Raw genomic sequence first — 17,364 nt, 5'->3', positions numbered from 1 at the left:
AAAAATTTTTCAGAATCCTGCCTCACGGCTCTTGCGGCTGTCATAAAACTGCACCAAGATCTTCCTATACCGGCGATCCAGGCACCTTCGGAACCGGTTGTGTCCGCATTGGGGTACAGCTTCTGCGGAGGAAGGGGCCGGGTCAATAACAACGCCGGAGGGCCGGCTTGGGACGACGTGTCCCGAGCACGGCAATACCAACCTATCCAAGGGCGAGGGTCCGATGAAAAAAACTCTTCTGAGCGCCGCAGTGCTGTCCGTGACAACGGCGCTGTCGACGGCAGCCTATGCCGATTATTCGCTGACGATCTTGCACACCAACGACTTCCACAGCCGTATCGAGCCGATCAACAAATACGATTCGACCTGCGGCGCCGAAGACAACGCGGAAGGCAAGTGCTTCGGCGGTACGGCGCGCCTCGACACGGTGATCAAGGATCGCCGCGCAGCCAGCAACAACTCAATCCTCGTCGATGGCGGCGATCAGTTCCAGGGCACGCTGTTCTACACCTACTACAAGGGCAAGGCCGCGGCCGAGTTCATGAACAAGCTCGGCTACGACGCCATGACCGTCGGCAACCATGAATTCGACGACGGCCCGGAAGTCCTGCGCGGCTTCATGGATGCGGTCGACTTTCCGGTGCTTATGTCCAATGCCGATATCTCCAACGAACCGCAGCTGGCGGATGTCCTGAAGCCGTCCATCGTCATCGAGCGCGGCGGGGAGAAGATCGGCCTGATCGGCCTGACCCCGCAGGACACCCATGAGCTTTCGAGTTCCGGCCCGAACATCGTTTTCGGCGATCCGGTTGAAGCCGTGACCCGCGAAGCCGAAAAGCTGGCGGCCGAAGGCGTCAACAAGATCATCGTCCTGAGCCATTCCGGCTATCTGGTCGATCAGGAAGTGGCGGCCAAGGCGCCTGGCATCGACGTCATCGTCGGCGGTCACTCCAACACCTATCTTTCCAACACGTCCGACAAGGCCGCGGGCCCCTATCCGACCATGATCGACGGTCCGGACGGCACGCCGACCGCCATCGTGCAGGCCTATGCCTATGGCAAGTTCCTGGGTGAATTGAACGTCACCTTCGACGACAACGGCGTCATTACCGAAGCCGTGGGCGAGCCGATCATCACCGAAGGCACCATTGCCGAAAATCCGGAACTGGTTGCCCGCATCAAGGAACTCGCCGAGCCGCTTGACGAGATCCGCCAGGAAGTGGTTGCCCAGGCTGAAACCGCGATCAGCGGGGAACGCGATATCTGCCGTGCGCAGGTTTGCGAAATGGGAGTCCTTGTGAGCGAGGCCATGCTTGATCGCGTGAAGGGGCAGGGCGTCCAGATCGCCATCCAGAACGGCGGCGGCCTGCGAGCCTCCATCGATGCGGGTGAAATCACCAAGGGCGAAGTGTTGACGGTGCTGCCGTTCCAGAACACGCTGTCGACCTTCGAGCTGAAGGGCGCCGATGTGATTGCCGCGCTTGAAAACGGCGTCAGCCAGGTGGAGGAGGGCGGTGGCCGTTTCCCGCAGGTCGCCGGTCTGAAATACACCTTCGACAAGTCCAAGCCGGCTGGTGAGCGTATCTCCGACGTTATGGTGATGGAAGGCGACAGCTTTGCAGCGATCGATCCGGATAAGGTCTATGGCGTTGTTTCCAACAACTTCATGCGCAGTGGCGGCGACGGCTACGACGTCTTTGCCTCCAACGGCATGAACGCCTACGATTTCGGCCCGGACCTGGCCGATGTGGTGGCGGAATACCTGATCGGACAGAACGGCTACAAGGCCTACACCGACGATCGCATCACGGCGAAATAATCTGCCGGAAGGTCCGTTTAAACCTGGAAAAGCGCGCCGCAATCCGGCGCGCTTTTTCGTCCTGATTGCCGATGCCGCCCTTCCCTGCACGCAGGATTGCCGTAAGGGTTTTTAATACTTAAGATATTGGTACTTCTTCGCTAAAGGCCTTCGGCGACGAACGAATGATTTTCAGTGGTGTGTGTACTCCGCTTTTTCAGGCTGGAGATGTGGTGTTTGACTGGCGTAGACGATCTTAAAAGGCTGATCCGTTCAGCGGGCCTTTTGGGTGCGCTTGTTGTCTTGCCGGCATTTTTCCAAAGCACGTTACCTGCTTGGTCGCAGGATGGCACGGTCGTGGCTCAGACGCCCGAGGCGCTGGCCGCACGGCAGGCGGCTCTGCTTGAGGTCATGCTGTCCGCGCCGGACGATCTTGATACCGCCTTCGAATACGCCATGGTGTCCTCGCTCATGGGCGACTATGAGGCTGCCATCTCGACCCTGGAGCGGATGCTCATCTACGCGCCCGGCCTGCCCAGGGTCCAGCTCGAACTCGGCGTGCTCTATTTCCGCCTCGGGTCGACCGAAACCGCGCGCTACTATTTCCAGGAAGCCCTGAAGGCGCCCGATGTTCCGCCGGAGGTGGAGGCGCGGGTTTCGGCCTATATGACGGCGCTAGCCAAGCAAGAGGACCCCGCGAGCTTCCGTGCCGCAATCGTGACCGGCATACGCTACCAGACCAATGCCAATGCAGCGCCCGGCAGCCGCCGGGTGGATCTCAACGGCGGCACCTTCCTGCTCGACGACACCTCCACAGGCACGGCGGATGTGAATGGCTTTCTCGCCGCCCGGCTTCAGGGCTCGTATGATCTCGGCCTGCAGGGCGATCTTCTGGAAGCCGACTTCGTCTTCTACGGTGCACGCTATGCGGATCTTGTCCGGCTGGATACGGCGCTTGCCGAACTCAACCTTGGCCCGTCGATCAACCTGGAGCGGTTCGACATCGACGACAGCCGCGTGTCGGTCTTTGCCATCGCCTCCGGCATCCGCCTCAACCATGCCAACTACAACGGTGCAGTCGGCGTCGGTACGCGCTTCGTGTCGCAGCTGACACCCGCGACGCTGATCGACGCCAAGCTGGAATGGCGTCGGCGCTGGTACAACGACACCGCCGAATATTCGACCGTGTCGGACCGCAACGGCTCCTACTGGCGGCTGGCGGCGACCCTGACCAGGCAACTGAGCCAGAAGATCACCGCCAGGGCGCTGGTGCTGGCCGATTTCGAGGAAGCCAAGAGGCCCTGGACACAGAGCTGGGAGGTTGGCGGCGGCATCGGCGCAACGATCCAGTTCGCATCGCCGATCGGGAAACTGACGCTGCCCTGGTCGCTGGACCTTGAAGCCGGTTATATCTACCGTGAATATCAGGGACCGGATCCACTTGTGGACGCGTCCGCCGCGCAGCGCGACAATGAAGGCTGGATGCGCGGGGGCTTGAGCGTACCGCTGCGCCAGGACATTGCGCTCGGGTTCACCGGTGAGTTCCGGCGGCAATATTCGACCTATGACCTTGGCATCTATTCCAACGGGTCGGCGACGCTGTCGCTGACCAAGTCGTTCTAGGAAGGGCCCATGACACCGGCGACCATACGGTTTCTGACAAGCTGTTGCCTGGCGGCAATCCTGGCTGGTGCCGCTGTGGTGCCGATCGGTGCCCCGGTGGGAGCAACGGAAGTCGGTGTCGCGGCGGCCGTCAATTCCGATGCCTTCGGGACCCCGCCGGGCGGCGCGCGCAGCACCAAGGTGCTCGGCGACAATGTCATCTTCAACGAGCGCATCGAGACGACCGGCTCCGGCCTGGTTCAGGTGCTGCTTGTCGACGGCTCAACCTTCACGGTGGGAGCCAATTCCGATCTGGTCATCGACGAGTTCGTCTATGATCCGGGAGCAGGCACGGGCAAGCTGGTGGCAACGCTGGGCAAGGGCGTGGCGCGTTTTGTCGGTGGCAAGCTCAGCAAGAAGCGCGATGGCGTCACGGTGAAGACGCCGGTCGGCACGATCGGCATTCGCGGCGGCATCGCCAATCTCAATCTCGGCGGCAACCCGCCCGTCTTCTCGCTGCTCTTCGGCAAGGACCTGACATTCACCGGTCCGGACGGTCAGACAGCCAGGATCCATCAGGGCGGCTATTCCATGGAGATCGGCTCCGGCGGGCGGGCCAATGTCCGGCGCACGCGCCAGTCCGATCTCGGCGCCGTACAGACCGCCATGAGCCGCGGGCGACAGAACGGCGGCATCTCGCAGCCGCCGAACGACCGCAGGATCGCCCGGTCCGGCATTGCCGGGGTCAATTCGCGTCTGGCCAACATAACGGCAACACCCCGGCCGAGGCCGGGGCAGGGCGTTGGGCCGGGACAGCCGCGCCATCCGGGGGACAGTGCCGATGCGCTGATCCAGACCCAGGTGCTGACGCAGCTTCAGAATGTGAACGAGCTTGAAACGGAGACGTCAAACGATGTCACGGATACGGCCCGCATCCTGAGGGCCGGTACGGCTTTTGCCGGTGAAGCCGCACTGAACCTTTCGCCCGGAAATCTGGGCGTTCTGGGCGGGCCACAAGGCTTTGACGAGATCGTCGTCTTCACCCGCGACCCGGATACGGTCAACAACGGATACCGGCTGTGGAGTGGCACGGCCGACGGCACCAGGATCTACGTCTTCGATCCCGATACCGCCGACAAGGAGTATTTCACCCAGACGGTGAACGCCAATGGCAGCATTCTGGAAAACCATAGTTCCAGCATCATCCCCGATGTGCCCACACTTCAGGGCACGATCGTCCAGAATGCCCGCGGCCAGCGGATCAGCGGCGAAGGCTTCGGCTTTTTCATCCATTTCATCGCCACCGAGCCCGGGCTGACACCGACCTTCGATTACGGTGACACCGACTATTTTGTCGGCCTTTACGGCGACGCGACCGATTTCGACACGTTCGACGGGGCAGAGCCGGTCAAGGTACGCACCTACACGCTGAACGGCGACGCGCTCACCGCGTTCCAACTGGCCGCTGACGACAATTTCGGCGATCTGCAGCCGGCCGAATCCGCAGCGCTCTTCCTCAATCCGTCGATCGCTTCGGATCTTGGCATCTCCTTTCTGGGGAATGTGGAATCGACCGGCCTCAAGATCGTTGAGACCAGTTCAAGCACCCTGGAGGGCGCCGGCTTCCTGGCCGCCTCGCTCTATTTGTCTGCCGGTAACAGCACGCAGAAGTCTTTTGTGTCGCTTGGCCTGGGGACTGTCGTGGAAGAGGATGGGGAGCTGATGCTCGACGGTGTGCGCCGCGGCGGCCACCGGACCGTTGCCGGCAACGCCGCTGGGCTCTATGGCGGTACGCTCGCCAGCCTCGAAGGGCCGGACGGCGGCACGTTCTTCGGCGACAACGCGGATTATCTGGTGCTCAGCCCGGGCGGCCTGACGTCGGGCGGCACCTTCACCGACGGTTATGCGGCCGTTCCTTCCGGGATCGTCTCGACCGACCAGAAAAGCGGCACGCTGCATGTGGCCGAGCTGGACACCGAGGTGAACCTGTCTTCCCTGTCGCGTCCGATCGAAACCCTGACCGGCTATGCGTCGGGTGTTCTGGAATCCTCGGTGAACCTGAATATGGTGAGCGGAGCGCCGGTGATCTTCAACAGTGCGTCGGTCGGCGATTTTTCCATCGCCTTCGATGGTCAGGCAGGCACGCTCAGCGCCAGCTTGAGGGTAGATGACGTGACCGGCAGCGACAGCGATATCGAGCGGTATCTGCTTGGGTTTGGCGATGCCTCCGGCTCCGGTCACTCTGTCTATGTCGACAGCGATACCTATGCGGCCATAGAGAGAGCCAACGGGGCCGGTACACAGCTCACAACAGACGACCTTGATGCGATCAATGTTAAATCCGGCACATCGCCGGAGAGCTACCTCATTCCGAGCACGCTGGTGGACGGGGCGGATGACGGTGTTTTCAACATCGCCTCCAAATGCACCTGCGATTTCCTGGAATGGGGCTATTGGGGCACGAAGCTTGAAGTCGACTCGGCCTCGCTGGCGCAGGGCGAGCGCTTCGACACCTTCCATCTCGGCACATGGGTCGCGGGCAAGGTGACGGCTTCGGGCAACCTTCCGACCTCCGGCAGCGCCACCTATCAGGGGCATGCTGTCGGCAACGTGATCAACGGGAGTTCCCAATATCTGGCTGCCGGCGATTTCGCCATGTCGATGAATTTCGGCACCCGCTCTGGCACGGCGACGATTTCCAATTTCGACGACCGCAGCATGAGTGCGACCATCACGGAGCAGACGGTTGCCAGCGGCAACATGTTCTCCGGTGCGCTTTCGGGTGTCGGCGGCCTCACCGGCCAGATCAACACGTCGATTGTAGCCGGCCCGAACACCAATCATGACGGCGCCATCGGCGACTTTCGCGCCGTCCAGGGCACCTGGTCGGCGACCGGCATCGTCGCCGGTGAAATCCAATAGCACGGGGCAGCTTGGCCGGTGCTGTCAGTTGTCGTAAATCCCGTTGTTTTTCAGTGTCTTGTCCTTGGATATTGTTTTCAACAGGATAGCCTGCGCTGATTGTCAAAAAACTTTGCCGGGGTGCTGGACAAGGTTTCTGGGAGCCTCTATAAGGACCGGGCTTTCAGCGAAAGGGGCTCGCCCCGGACCACTCGCAAGCGCGCCCAGATAGCTCAGTTGGTAGAGCAGCGGATTGAAAATCCGCGTGTCGCTGGTTCGATTCCGGCTCTGGGCACCATTTGCCTTTTTCATAGCTCCTCATAGTATCTCTCAATCCTTTAAAAATCAACGCTTTAGTGCTGATTTGGCGCTCATGGTGACTCATAGCTGACCCTTGCAGCACCTCTGAAATTGGGTAACGATTTGGGTATTACCCATTACCCAATCGGAGCGTTACCCAATGGCCCTTTCAGACTTCGCTTGCAAGAGCGCCAAGGCTAAAGAGAAGTCGTACCGCCTCTCAGACGGGGATGGTCTCTATCTGCTGGTTCAGAAGAACGGGTCCAAACTCTGGCAGCTCCGCTACCGATTTGCAGCCAAGGAGAACGTCCTCTCGTTCGGCAAATACCCGCTATTATCCTTGCTTGAAGCCAGAGAGAAGCGAGACGAAGCCAAGAAGCAGCTTCTGGCCGGTATCAACCCCTCTGTGAAGCGGAAGGTTGAAAAGATCGCCGCGATTACAGAAGCGCGCACCACCTTTGGCCTCCTGGCTGAGGAGTACCTAAAGCGGATGGAAGACAAGGGTTCCGCACAGGCGACCATGAACAAGACCACTTGGCTGCTGCAGGACTTGGCGAGCCCGTTAACCAGACGACCAATCAAGGAAATCACCTCGGCTGAGATCCTTCACCTGCTCCAGAAGATCGAGAAGAGCGGGAGGAGGGAGACAGCCAGACGCTTACGCGGTGTCATTGGCAGTGTCTTCCGATTAGCTATAGTGACGCTCCGCGCTGAGATTGACCCCACACAGGCGCTTCAAGGTGCCTTGCAGCCGCCTAAGGCCACCGGCAGAGCCGCCATCACCGACGAACGCAAGTTTGGCCGGCTTCTCTCTGCCATCGATGACTATGATGGTTGGCCCACGCTAAAGGCCGCGCTGCAATTTCTCGTTCTAACCTGTGTACGTCCTGGAGAGGTGCGCGGGGCTACACGCGATGAATTCGATCTCAAGAAATCTGTCTGGCATATTCCGGCGGAGCGTATGAAGATGCGGGCTCCGCATGATGTACCGCTCTCCCGTCAAGCGCTTGTGGTTTTAGAGGAGATCTGGTCGTTCTCAGATCACGGCAGTCTTGTCTTTCCTTCGATCCGTTCAAAGCAGCGTCCATTGTCCGAGAATGCCTTGAACGCTGCGTTGCGACGCATGGGGTATTCCAAGGAAGAAGTGACGGCCCACGGCTTTCGGGTAACCGCCAGTACCATTCTCAATCAGAGAGGGTACGATCCGGATGTGATAGAAGCGGTTTTGGCTCATCAGGACAAAAACGCTATCCGGAGAGCGTATAACCGGGCTAGTTATTTTGAGCAGCGTATTTCAATGATGCAGGGATGGGCTGACTTGTTGGACGAACTGAGGTGTGGGGAGCGGACAACTCGACATTCCTGCAATTGAATATGACAAATATACGTCTAGCCCGGAGTGAAGGTCGATACAGAAGGGGTTTCGTACGGAATTGGTCACCCGACTACAAAGGGTTGAACTTTTCCGATTTGGCTCAGGAGTAAATAATCGCGTGTATCCTTGTTCTGCGAAAAATCTAAATTACGAGCTTTAATTTTTTCTCATGTAAATATTATTTTGAAGTTTATTCGATTTTTAATCATTTTTTCTTAAAACCACAACTATGTCGCGATCAAAGGTGCGAACAAAACCGCGTGAGCGCAATTCTTCTGACTGGGAACGAGCATACCGGTTAACAAAAAGCGGTGACCGTTTTTTTTGCAAAGTTCGCTCGTAACGGTCCTCGATTTTGAAGCCATTAGCCGTAAAGCGGTCCATAGTGAAGTTGTCGAGTCTGAGACGAAAGCCCCCTGTGGATCTACGTCCAACTATAAATACGGCTCTTCCACCAGGCTTTACGGCCTTCCCAATGACATTACAGGCGGCATCATAGCTGCAAAGGAACTTCTCAACGCCCGTAGAGGCTGGATTGGATAAGCTTCCGGACCAGTATCGCTTGATCAAAGAAGCGTCCCAATTAGACTCATTTAAGGACTCTCCAATGCATGCAGCGTCAATAGTGCGTCCTTGTTCGAACAAATGGGAAAGCCCTTTAACGTGCCGGACAACGCCAAGGCAAAGCTCTGATGCTGCTCCATAGTGCACTGTAGTGCGTGAGTCCCCGTATGGTGGTGATGTTAGAACCAAATCGAATGGGCCGCCAAGTGTTTCAAGGACTTTCGAGACTTCAGCGCCAACTCGTCCGCATACAACCGTTCCAGTCCCCTCGATATCATCTCGTTTGGATAGATCTCGAACACAATAGCGGAGGCGTCTTTCAAAAATTGTCCACGGATCACATTGGTGTTGTGAGCGCGCAAGCTCAGACATACGGTGAAGCTTCCATCCACTATCTCTCGCGTATGAAGATTCTCTAGCTGTGGCACTTAACACAGCACCAACTAAAAACAAGGTTGGACCGGAGAGGCTATAGGTGTTTATCCAGCATATTATCTTTGACAAATCGAGTATTATCTCATCTGAAAACCAATCCACCTTCCTTCCGGTAGTAAATTCAAGTGGATATACATTTTTGAATTTTCGACCATTAGAGATATCTTCCAAAAGTTTAGTAAGGGTTTTAAGGTCAGGGCTCTTAAGTTTTGAGGCCGTGATTAACCACGCCAGTGGGTTGGCATCTATTCCTATTCTAGTAGCCGCTTGCTCGCTTGCAGCGAGTAGTCTGCCGGATCCACAAAAAGGATCCAGGACGCGAGAATCTGCGTTGACATATCTTGCTGCAAGCTGGGTGGCGAGATCATCGGCGATCATAGCAGGATACGGGTGAATACGACTCAGCCGAGTTGAAGAAATTATGAGATTAGGCTCTGTATCTTTTCGACGCACTGCGATACCGACAATTCTGAAGTGTCTACTGCGTGGTAACATATCGGCTGAAAAGGCTGAGTAAATAGTCGATTTCGAAACGCATGATCTTCAGCATCGCGTTTTTTCAAATCATCAAGCGAAAGAGCGATTTTACAGCGCTTAGCTCGAGCCTCGTATGACGCTATCAGCCGAACAAAGCTGACACCATTCGTTCCAGCCAAAACAGAATCTAGGAATCGGCCTTCAACTACACAGCCGCTTGAGTGTGATGTTGCCCATTCCACTGTGTCCGCATCGATCGTCGTGTGTATGCTGTCTTCTAATTCTGAAATAGAGATGCCTAGCTCTTTCGCACGGAACCTAACAACATCTCCGCAATTCCTAATCGGCAAACAGAGGGCGTCGGCTAGCGCAGTTGCTACCGTTGTTTTCCCAACCATTGAACTTCCGAATAACGCTAGGATCATGGTTTTTGGAATACTGCTAAATATTCGACCGACTCAGTGGCGCTGCGATCGGAGACACGCCGCCGAGTAGGCGTCCTTGGTACAGGCCCCCAGACTAGCGGCATAAATTCTGCAAATATGTCAATGACACTTAACGCTGTGCCAGGGAAAGCGCGGGATTCTCCCAAGACCAATGCGCAGTGTCGATTTCGCCGCAAAGTCCGGCTAATTTCTGCGGCGCATCGCGTCATATCGGCAATATATTCTTCCTTCAATCGGCTCCGACGGTTGCGGCGATATCTCGCTCCGATCTCTAACTCTCGCTCTTCCAAAATTGCCCACCCCATCCATAAATATTCCATTCGGCTTGCGTGGGTGTAGTCTATCATGCCGATGTAAGGGGGGGAGGTTACGACAAGATCAGTAATCTCATCGTCGAATGACATGCACCTTGCATCTTGCTGCTGAACTTGAACCACTGACTTTGTTTCTTTGGTGGGAATTTCGCTAAGTTGCGCTATAGAGCTTCTGAATAATGCTATCGCATCGTGATTCACTAGCTCGGTTGGCTTTACATTGTCTGCAATCCAACCCCAATGATGTCGCCTTCGCTTACCGCTGCGGGTAAGGGACCCACGGGTAGAGGTGCACTGGAATAGGACATCTGAAAATACGCCATTGAGAATACAGCGTTGGTCGCCAGAGATTGTTTCAACCAGTTTCCATAGGAAGCGGAGTTGAGAAAGTGTATCAGCACTATACCAAGCTTCTAGTTCGGGATCAGAACCTTCGCCTGCTTCACCTATCATTGTAGTTCGGCATTCATGATCGAATGCTAATTTGGCCAGCAGTTTATCGCGGAGGGTTCGGTCAAATCCCGAACGTGCAAGTGTCACCTTTGCTCGAGTTATCAGCAAGCTCGATTTCAATTGATCCGATACGACTGCATCGCGGTTTAGTGCCATCGCAGCAAGTGCAGTAGTCCCGCTACCACAAAACGGATCAAGCACTACCTCTCCCGGCTTGGAAAGCACCTGAATAAAAGCGGTAGGAAGTTGTGGTATATAATTCCCCGGGAACCAATGAAAAGCGTGCGGTGTCCCGCTATGGGTGCCGGTGCCGGGGAAGTCCCAGTCAATTCTATTGAGCCTTGCTAAGTCCATTAAAACAAACCGCTAGTCGGTTCATAGCTGAATTCAGCAGTTCCAGTTATCTGTGTGCTAAATTTCTGTTCTAATAAGCGCTTCGAAATGTCAATTTCGGACTTCTTGAAAGAACGTTTCAAAGGAGATGCTACGCCAAACAACCACTTGTCCGCGTTCGCTCCTGATACCTCTCGAGTGCCATCCTCAAAGGTTATATCGAGCTTTCGAGTCCTTTTGTCCTTGATGCCATAAGAGAAACAAACACGGCTGAGTTCATCAGACAAAAGGTTTGAGTACTTCAGAAGTTCCGGATACTCGGGTCGCTTTCCCTTGACCCAAAACAAAGGCGTCGCGTCCCAGATGTCGCCGAGCAGCCACCGCTTTACAGTTTGTAGAACATCTTTGTTCCCACAAGAAATAAGGCGGTTGATAAATTCGCTGTCAGTCAACTTCCAATCGTCTAGCGTAATAATATCTTCATTAAAAGCCAAAATAGTAGCATAAAGAAGCATTACTTTTCCAACGAAATCACGGCGCCCAAGCATAAGGTGATGATATACGTCGGACCGAGAAGAAATCCATGTTTCAATATCAGGTTTCGAATTTTTTTGGAAGGTCAGACTACGTTGATCAGAAGAAAGGCCGACAATATTATTGACGAGACGTTTAGCTATATCCCTGTCTTGCAATAATCCCATGTGAAACTGCATCCGGAATATATTGTCGATATTGTCGATATCTATATCGCCCGCTATGATCGGCCCATAGGCGCCGCCTCCCTTTATATGTTCCATAATATCGGAGAGGAGCTTCTGGCCGTTTCCACCCGCAATCTGTGTTGCCCATCGCCTGAGGCCGGTTTCCTGCCCTTGCAAAATCTGGAGGTCTGCTCCAAATAACTCGTCAGCTTCATCTGATAGAAGCTGAGAAAGGCGCAGCTCATGATTGAAGCCCGTGCCAACATATTGAAGTGCTTCCTCGACTAAGTGCCCAAAAGACGTAATTGCCCAATCATGAAGAAGTGCGGAGCTTGAAATTACTAAGGCATCATAAGTTGATATAGTCGATCGAAAGCCTAGCACGTCTGCAAGATGCGCCACTCCAAGTACATGTTCAAATCGCGAAATATTCGCGATAGACGGCAAATCAATTGAATCAATATTAGACAGCCGAACATGGCGAAGACGCTGGATTGTTGGAGAGGCAATGAGTAAAGCCAGCTCCTCGGAAAACATGATCGATCCATATAGTGGGTCGAGGTACGAATAACCCTTCTGCAAAGTCACTTCTCGATCTCCGCAACTGCTTTATTTCCGTCAATTCGCCTTGTATCCAGTTTCCGTAGGTCCATGGCGATACTCGCATATGCTTGTAGGAGGTCCCAATCTCCCTCAGCAGGACAGGCCTCGCAGAACACCGTAAACATCCCTCCCCACATACGCTCCGACGGCATTACGTGGCGAACAAAAATTCGGTACTGTTCAGTTGATTCCAGATCTGACAATGCGCGAGCATCTTCATATATCACCAGTGTTGGATCTCGATGTCGCTCGTTCCCGACCTGTGCCTTAATTTTTTTAAATGCCCGAGCTGAAGCGGAATGCATACCTGCATAGGTCATAGATGCAAGCACATAAGTGACGCCTAAATTTTTCAATTGATCGGTCTTGACGGGGAGCCAGGAGTCCGTGAATGCAAAGTGAGGAGAATAGGCGTCAATGACTACAATCTTACTGCTGATTTTTGCCCAAGTTTGTCCGGCGTCTTCAAGAATTTTTTTAAGCAACGAGATGAATTCGATCGGGTGCCTTGAAGCTGTCAAATACTGAACCGAAAATCCGCTCTCAATGAAAGCTCTTGCAAGTTGATAGAGTATCTCGTTGGCCTGACCCTGGTGTCGCACAGCTACTGCCATGGACACCGGATTGAGTTGCTTTCGAAAAGCCGCCGACGTCCCCCCTATGTTAGTCGCTGCGGCCTCGATTTTCATTTTCAATTCTTGCGGAATATCGACGGGGTTGTGCTCGTAACTAGGTCCCTTTCTTTTAAATAACCGACGTATAAACCTCACAGGCTTCAGATGTCTTGGATTGACGCTGTCAACAAAATATACAAATCGAATCGTTGTTCTTGTGACTGTATAAATAGACACTACTATTGCAAAAATAAAAAAGACTGCACCTGCATCTAGCAATATTTTTTGATTGCTTGGCAGGGTGGCTGCGGTGATGCAAAGCGCCGCAACGATAAGACACAGTAAGAAGACTGGGAATACAGCATTAATAACATAAGGTGACTTTCTTTCTCTCCCGACCAGGGTGAAAAGGCCTATGTGAAAGGCGATTAGTCCCGCCATAGCTGTAAGCAAGGTCCACGGTGTCATAATAGCGTACCTTTTGGAATGCTGCCTAAGATGCGGTCTTCGAGAACTTCGAGCTCGATTTCGCCGATACGCAGGAAGGATTGGTCGATTGCCTTTTCCCAAAGCGCAATTTGTTGTTTCAAGCGATCGTCCGGCAGCCGCACATTGTTGACTTGACGGAGGCACTTTTGTTCAAGGGAGCGCCCGCTTACGCCCCGTGCCACTAGCTCTTGAACTGCATCATCCTTCGAAAGGATATCATAAACGGGCAATTCTAAGTGTAGGCCGTGGAGGTCAAGAATTGAACGTAAACTATTAATTGCTAAAGGTGTTTGTTCCGGCCAGTCAGACTGGTAGGTCGCATAGCCAAACGCTAGGCTAGAAGCGTTGAATTTTCGTGCCAACACGCCGCAAGCAACAACATAAGCATGATGGCAGGAAAGACACGTTTTTTCATAGAAAGATGTGTCTGTGCGAAGAGCAGTTGGTTGTTGAACGCGAACCCATTTAGTTTCATCTGGCAAAATTCCGCGAAGTTCTCCCAGACGCTCAATCACATGACCAATTCCAACTAAATGGTTTGATGTAATTGTGACCAAAGTGAGCGGACTTCCCAAGTCAGCAAGTCTAAGAGCTGCAAGTGTTGAGTCTCGCCCTCCCGAAAACATAACCATGCATGCAGAAGAACTATTCATGGTACCACCGTTGCGCGATGGGAAAAGAGAAGGTTCAGTCGGAATGTGCCAGCCTTTTCCAGGAGATTTATGTCAAAATTAACACATCATTGTATACCCGATTCGCACACAAGTTCTATTCTTCTGAAACACACTGTCTTGCAAACTCGACTGGTGTATTGTCATGTCAAAGACATTCCTGTCAGGGGATAGCGACGGGGATACAGCATCCCCCAGAATGCCTGCTGGCTATCCCTCAGCATGGCGCGACATAGCTTCTCATACGGCTACATTTTCCGATTAGCTGCACCTGCACAATCAAATGGTGAGAGCACTTGAGCCATTTGATACGGCCAGGCGCGGGCGCGCGGCTGGGTGACACCTGAAAACCTGCTTTCCTTTGCCAGCAACTTGATGCAACATAAAGGTGTATCGTTCAGTTGAACGTATCTTGATTGCATTGAGAATAATGCAGTCAGACAGAGCCGTTTGATCGAGAGGGATTGGGAACGTTCGGTCGGGCGGTGGTGCTTGGGGGACATCCGATGAACTTGTTGCTTGGCCGCAGCCAGAAAGACGCTGCGTTTTCTCTCGTACCTTTACGCATCGGCCGTGGGGTTATCTTCAACCTGTTGGCGGAACTGGAGCTTGATCCGGAAGAGACCAGGCTCATTCACCTGTACCGCTTCTCCGGAGCGGTCTTGGTCCGTAGCAATGCCATTGACGATCTGAAAAAGGCTTTCCGGCCTGCCTTGCTGCTCGGGATTGTTTCGTACTTCCTCAGCCTCTTTATCCTGTCGTATTTCATGGCGGCGGGCTTGGCGGTGTTGGTCACGCTCATCATGACCGGCGTCTATTTCTACGCCCTCCGCGAACAGATCATGGTCTCGGACTTGCTCCATGGCGGACGCACCTTCCGCTGTGACAGCATCATTGAGCTGATCGAGAAAGAAGCCTTCCTGCAGTCGATCTCGGAGTATCTGCGGCAGGTGCTGGAGAGCGCCAAACGCTGGGATAGCAGAGAACGGATAAAGATCCTGCCGCTCACAGCAGAAGAGGCCAAGCGAGCCATATTGGCGCGGCGACGTGCCTGAGGACAAGATCTATCGGGGCTGGAATGTCTTTGGACGTCTGCAAATGTCGGCCAAACGGATGTTGTTTGATCAGGCGCGTTCCTTTGAGGCCATGAGCCTGGACGGAAAGATCCGCTATGTCAGCGAGAAGCTGAGAACAGCCGAACTCAGCACGCAACGAGACCTACGACGACTTTCCACCACGCTCGCCTTCAAAGTACTCGAACGCTTTGTGCCTGCGGCCGTCGCACCCACTGATCTGCCGCTCTTCGATCCGCTTGAAGCCTGTGTCTTCGATCTGCTTCAAAGCGAAGACCTGTTTGCCGTGCCGCAGTTCTCCGGCGGCGGCCGGATACCGCCACCGCGTTCCGAGATCTGGGAGGCGGAAGACGCGTTGCGGAAAACCATGCGTCTGGTCGAGAACATCGACGCCGCTATGGCAGAGTTGGAAGGCGTCATCGCCGCCATGATCGAACCACTGGTGCGGCAATGCCCAATGCTGGTGTCTAAGCGGGAGGCTGAAGATGCTCGCGACCTGACCTTCGAAAGCCAACTACTACGTCTCTTGGAGAACGTTCCGGAGATCGTAGATCGAATGGTGCAAATGCCGTTTGCGCCGGAAGCGCATGACTTGGGGCTGTTGGATCGCCTTTGCGGTCGGCTGGAATACAATCTGATCATTGCCTCCGGAGGCGTGCCGGGGGATGGCAAAGACCGCCCCTTGCGCTTGCCCTCCAAAGCGCCGTCGATGCCCGAGGAACAGCTACTCCAGACCTATCTGGCCGGAACGCCGTTCCTGCCGTTATTCGACATTAGGGTGCCGATCAGTATTCCCGAAGACACCCGCTTTGAGCATCAGCACATTACGGCGGGCAGCGGTCACGGGAAGACCCAAACGCTGCAACAGCTCATCCTCCACGATCTGGACGCCGTGGCCGAGGGAAGAGCGTCCATCGTCGTCATCGACAGTCAGAGTGACCTCATCAACACCATATCGAATATGAAGGTGTTCGCGCCCGGTCAGCCGTTGGCTGACCGGCTCGTTTTGATCGACCCAACCGACGTGGAATGGCCGGTCGCCCTCAATCTCTTCGATATCCAGTTGGAACGGATCAACCAATATTCCCAGCTTGATCGGGAACGACTGATCAACGGCGTATTGGAACTCTACGACTTTGTCCTGGGATCTCTGCTTGACGCCGGAATGACCCAGAAACAAACAGTCATTTTCCGCTATATCACTCGGCTGCTCCTGCATATCCCGAACGCCACTATTCATACCTTCCGCCGTTTGCTCGAAGACGATGGCGCGGAAAACTTCCGCCCCTATATCGCTAAGCTGGAAGGCTCGGCGCGTTCTTTCTTCGAGACCGAGTACAGCAGCCGTGAATTCAGCCAGACAAGGAAACAGGTGCTGCGCCGTCTCTATGGCATTCTGGAGAACCAATCCTTTGAACGGATGTTCTCGCACCCCAAGAGCAAGGTGGATCTGTTCTCCGAACTGAACGCGGGCAAGGTCATTCTGATCAACACCGCCAAGGATCTCTTGAAAGAGAACGGGAGTGAGATCTTCGGGCGGTTCTTTATCGCCATGCTAGCCCAGGCAGCGCAGGAGCGGGCGGTATTGCCCGTTTCAAAGCGTTTGCCGACCTTCGTCTATATCGATGAAGCCAACGATTATTTTGACCGAACGATAGGCATCATCCTCAGTCAGGCCCGTAAATACCGGGTCGGAATATTGCTCGCTCATCAATTCCTCGGTCAGCTCGATACCAAGCTCCACGAAGCGATTTCGGCCAATACGGCCATCAAGTTCGCCGGTGGGGTATCGGCCAAGGACGCGCGGGCTTTAGCCGGAGAGCTACGCACAGACGCTGACTTTATTGAAGCGCAGGAGAAACTGTCCTTCGCCGCCTTTGTGAAGGGGACTACGCGCCACGCGGTGCCGATCACTATCACTCCCGGTCAAATGGAACGGCAACCGCGGATGAGCGCGGAGGAGCGTGAAGCGATGCGAGACGCGATGCGGAACAAATACGCCGTCCACTACACCGAAGCCCGGGAGCAACCGCTTGAATCGGACGATTCGGATGAAGACGACGATGAGCCGGAAGACGAAAATCCACCCGATACCGGTGAACCGATGCCGTGGGAGTGATTTTCTGCATTTTTTCGGCTGAAACATTGCCGATCACAAAGAACCATCCAGCGCCATAGCTCGCCATAGCGCACGTTGATTTCCTGAATTTAGGGG

General features: G+C 54.6%; 11 protein-coding genes and 1 tRNA gene. 7 read left to right on the top strand and 5 right to left on the bottom strand.

The features are described 5' to 3' along the window. Nucleotides 1-223: 223 nt before the first annotated feature. From ACX3M4_RS09555 to ACX3M4_RS09535, 5 genes are all read left to right on the top strand, one after another. Nucleotides 224-1,819, top strand: coding sequence for a bifunctional metallophosphatase/5'-nucleotidase (locus tag ACX3M4_RS09555; RefSeq protein ID WP_459358351.1), 1,596 nt, complete (start codon nt 224-226; stop codon nt 1,817-1,819). A gap of 336 nt (nt 1,820-2,155) precedes the next feature. After that, a complete protein-coding gene (locus ACX3M4_RS09550; protein WP_459358350.1) occupies nt 2,156-3,421 on the top strand; it encodes a hypothetical protein in 1,266 nt (421 codons plus the stop codon). Nucleotides 3,422-3,430: 9 nt separating this feature from the next. After that, entirely contained in the window at nt 3,431-6,322 is a 2,892-nt protein-coding gene (locus ACX3M4_RS09545) for a FecR family protein (RefSeq protein ID WP_459358349.1), read from the top strand. A 201-nt stretch (nt 6,323-6,523) separates the two neighbouring features. Next, nucleotides 6,524-6,599 (top strand) — tRNA-Phe (locus ACX3M4_RS09540). A gap of 162 nt (nt 6,600-6,761) precedes the next feature. Beyond that, complete coding sequence (locus ACX3M4_RS09535) at nt 6,762-7,973, top strand: tyrosine-type recombinase/integrase (protein ID WP_459358348.1); 1,212 nt, start codon at nt 6,762-6,764, stop codon at nt 7,971-7,973. Between the two features lie 204 nt (nt 7,974-8,177). Here the strand turns inward: ACX3M4_RS09535 and ACX3M4_RS09530 are convergent, their stop codons facing one another. From ACX3M4_RS09530 to ACX3M4_RS09510, 5 genes are all read right to left on the bottom strand, one after another. Then, nucleotides 8,178-9,353: a hypothetical protein gene (locus ACX3M4_RS09530; RefSeq protein ID WP_459358347.1), complete on the bottom strand. Its 1,176-nt coding sequence runs from the start codon at nt 9,351-9,353 to the stop codon at nt 8,178-8,180. A gap of 520 nt (nt 9,354-9,873) precedes the next feature. Then, on the bottom strand, nt 9,874-11,019 hold the full coding sequence (locus ACX3M4_RS09525) for a DNA methyltransferase (RefSeq protein WP_459358346.1): 1,146 nt from the start codon (nt 11,017-11,019) through the stop codon (nt 9,874-9,876). Further along, nucleotides 11,019-12,236, bottom strand: a complete 1,218-nt coding sequence (locus ACX3M4_RS09520; protein ID WP_459358345.1) for an HD domain-containing protein — start codon at nt 12,234-12,236, stop codon at nt 11,019-11,021. Before ACX3M4_RS09520 ends, ACX3M4_RS09525 begins: the two co-directional genes overlap by 1 nt. Nucleotides 12,237-12,283: 47 nt before the next feature. Beyond that, nucleotides 12,284-13,384, bottom strand: coding sequence for a hypothetical protein (locus tag ACX3M4_RS09515; RefSeq protein ID WP_459358344.1), 1,101 nt, complete (start codon nt 13,382-13,384; stop codon nt 12,284-12,286). Continuing rightward, nucleotides 13,381-14,058, bottom strand: a complete 678-nt coding sequence (locus ACX3M4_RS09510) for a hypothetical protein (RefSeq protein ID WP_459358343.1) — start codon at nt 14,056-14,058, stop codon at nt 13,381-13,383. The genes ACX3M4_RS09515 and ACX3M4_RS09510 overlap by 4 nt, the downstream gene beginning before the upstream one ends. A gap of 524 nt (nt 14,059-14,582) precedes the next feature. Between ACX3M4_RS09510 and ACX3M4_RS09505 the strand changes: the two genes are divergently transcribed. Further along, nucleotides 14,583-15,131 (top strand): hypothetical protein, encoded by a 549-nt coding sequence (locus ACX3M4_RS09505; protein WP_459358342.1) that lies wholly within the window; start codon nt 14,583-14,585, stop codon nt 15,129-15,131. Continuing rightward, entirely contained in the window at nt 15,124-17,268 is a 2,145-nt protein-coding gene (locus ACX3M4_RS09500; protein WP_459358341.1) for a type IV secretory system conjugative DNA transfer family protein, read from the top strand. The genes ACX3M4_RS09505 and ACX3M4_RS09500 overlap by 8 nt, the downstream gene beginning before the upstream one ends. Nucleotides 17,269-17,364 lie beyond the last annotated feature (96 nt).

The organism is Roseibium sp. M-1 (genome assembly GCF_054515675.1).
The sequence above is the reverse complement of the archived record's forward strand: the minus strand, read 5'-3'. Positions and strand labels throughout refer to the sequence as shown.

Bases quoted from the DNA above. Each gene is read 5' to 3' on its own strand.
- ACX3M4_RS09510 (WP_459358343.1), bottom strand. From the start codon at position 14,058: ATGAATAGTTCTTCTGCATGCATGGTTATGTTTTCGGGAGGGCGAGAC.
- ACX3M4_RS09545 (WP_459358349.1), top strand. From the start codon at position 3,431: ATGACACCGGCGACCATACGGTTTCTGACAAGCTGTTGCCTGGCGGCA.
- ACX3M4_RS09505 (WP_459358342.1), top strand. From the start codon at position 14,583: ATGAACTTGTTGCTTGGCCGCAGCCAGAAAGACGCTGCGTTTTCTCTC.
- ACX3M4_RS09525 (WP_459358346.1), bottom strand. From the start codon at position 11,019: ATGGACTTAGCAAGGCTCAATAGAATTGACTGGGACTTCCCCGGCACC.
- ACX3M4_RS09515 (WP_459358344.1), bottom strand. From the start codon at position 13,384: ATGACACCGTGGACCTTGCTTACAGCTATGGCGGGACTAATCGCCTTT.
- ACX3M4_RS09535 (WP_459358348.1), top strand. From the start codon at position 6,762: ATGGCCCTTTCAGACTTCGCTTGCAAGAGCGCCAAGGCTAAAGAGAAG.
- ACX3M4_RS09555 (WP_459358351.1), top strand. From the start codon at position 224: ATGAAAAAAACTCTTCTGAGCGCCGCAGTGCTGTCCGTGACAACGGCG.
- ACX3M4_RS09520 (WP_459358345.1), bottom strand. From the start codon at position 12,236: ATGTTTTCCGAGGAGCTGGCTTTACTCATTGCCTCTCCAACAATCCAG.
- ACX3M4_RS09530 (WP_459358347.1), bottom strand. From the start codon at position 9,353: ATGATCGCCGATGATCTCGCCACCCAGCTTGCAGCAAGATATGTCAAC.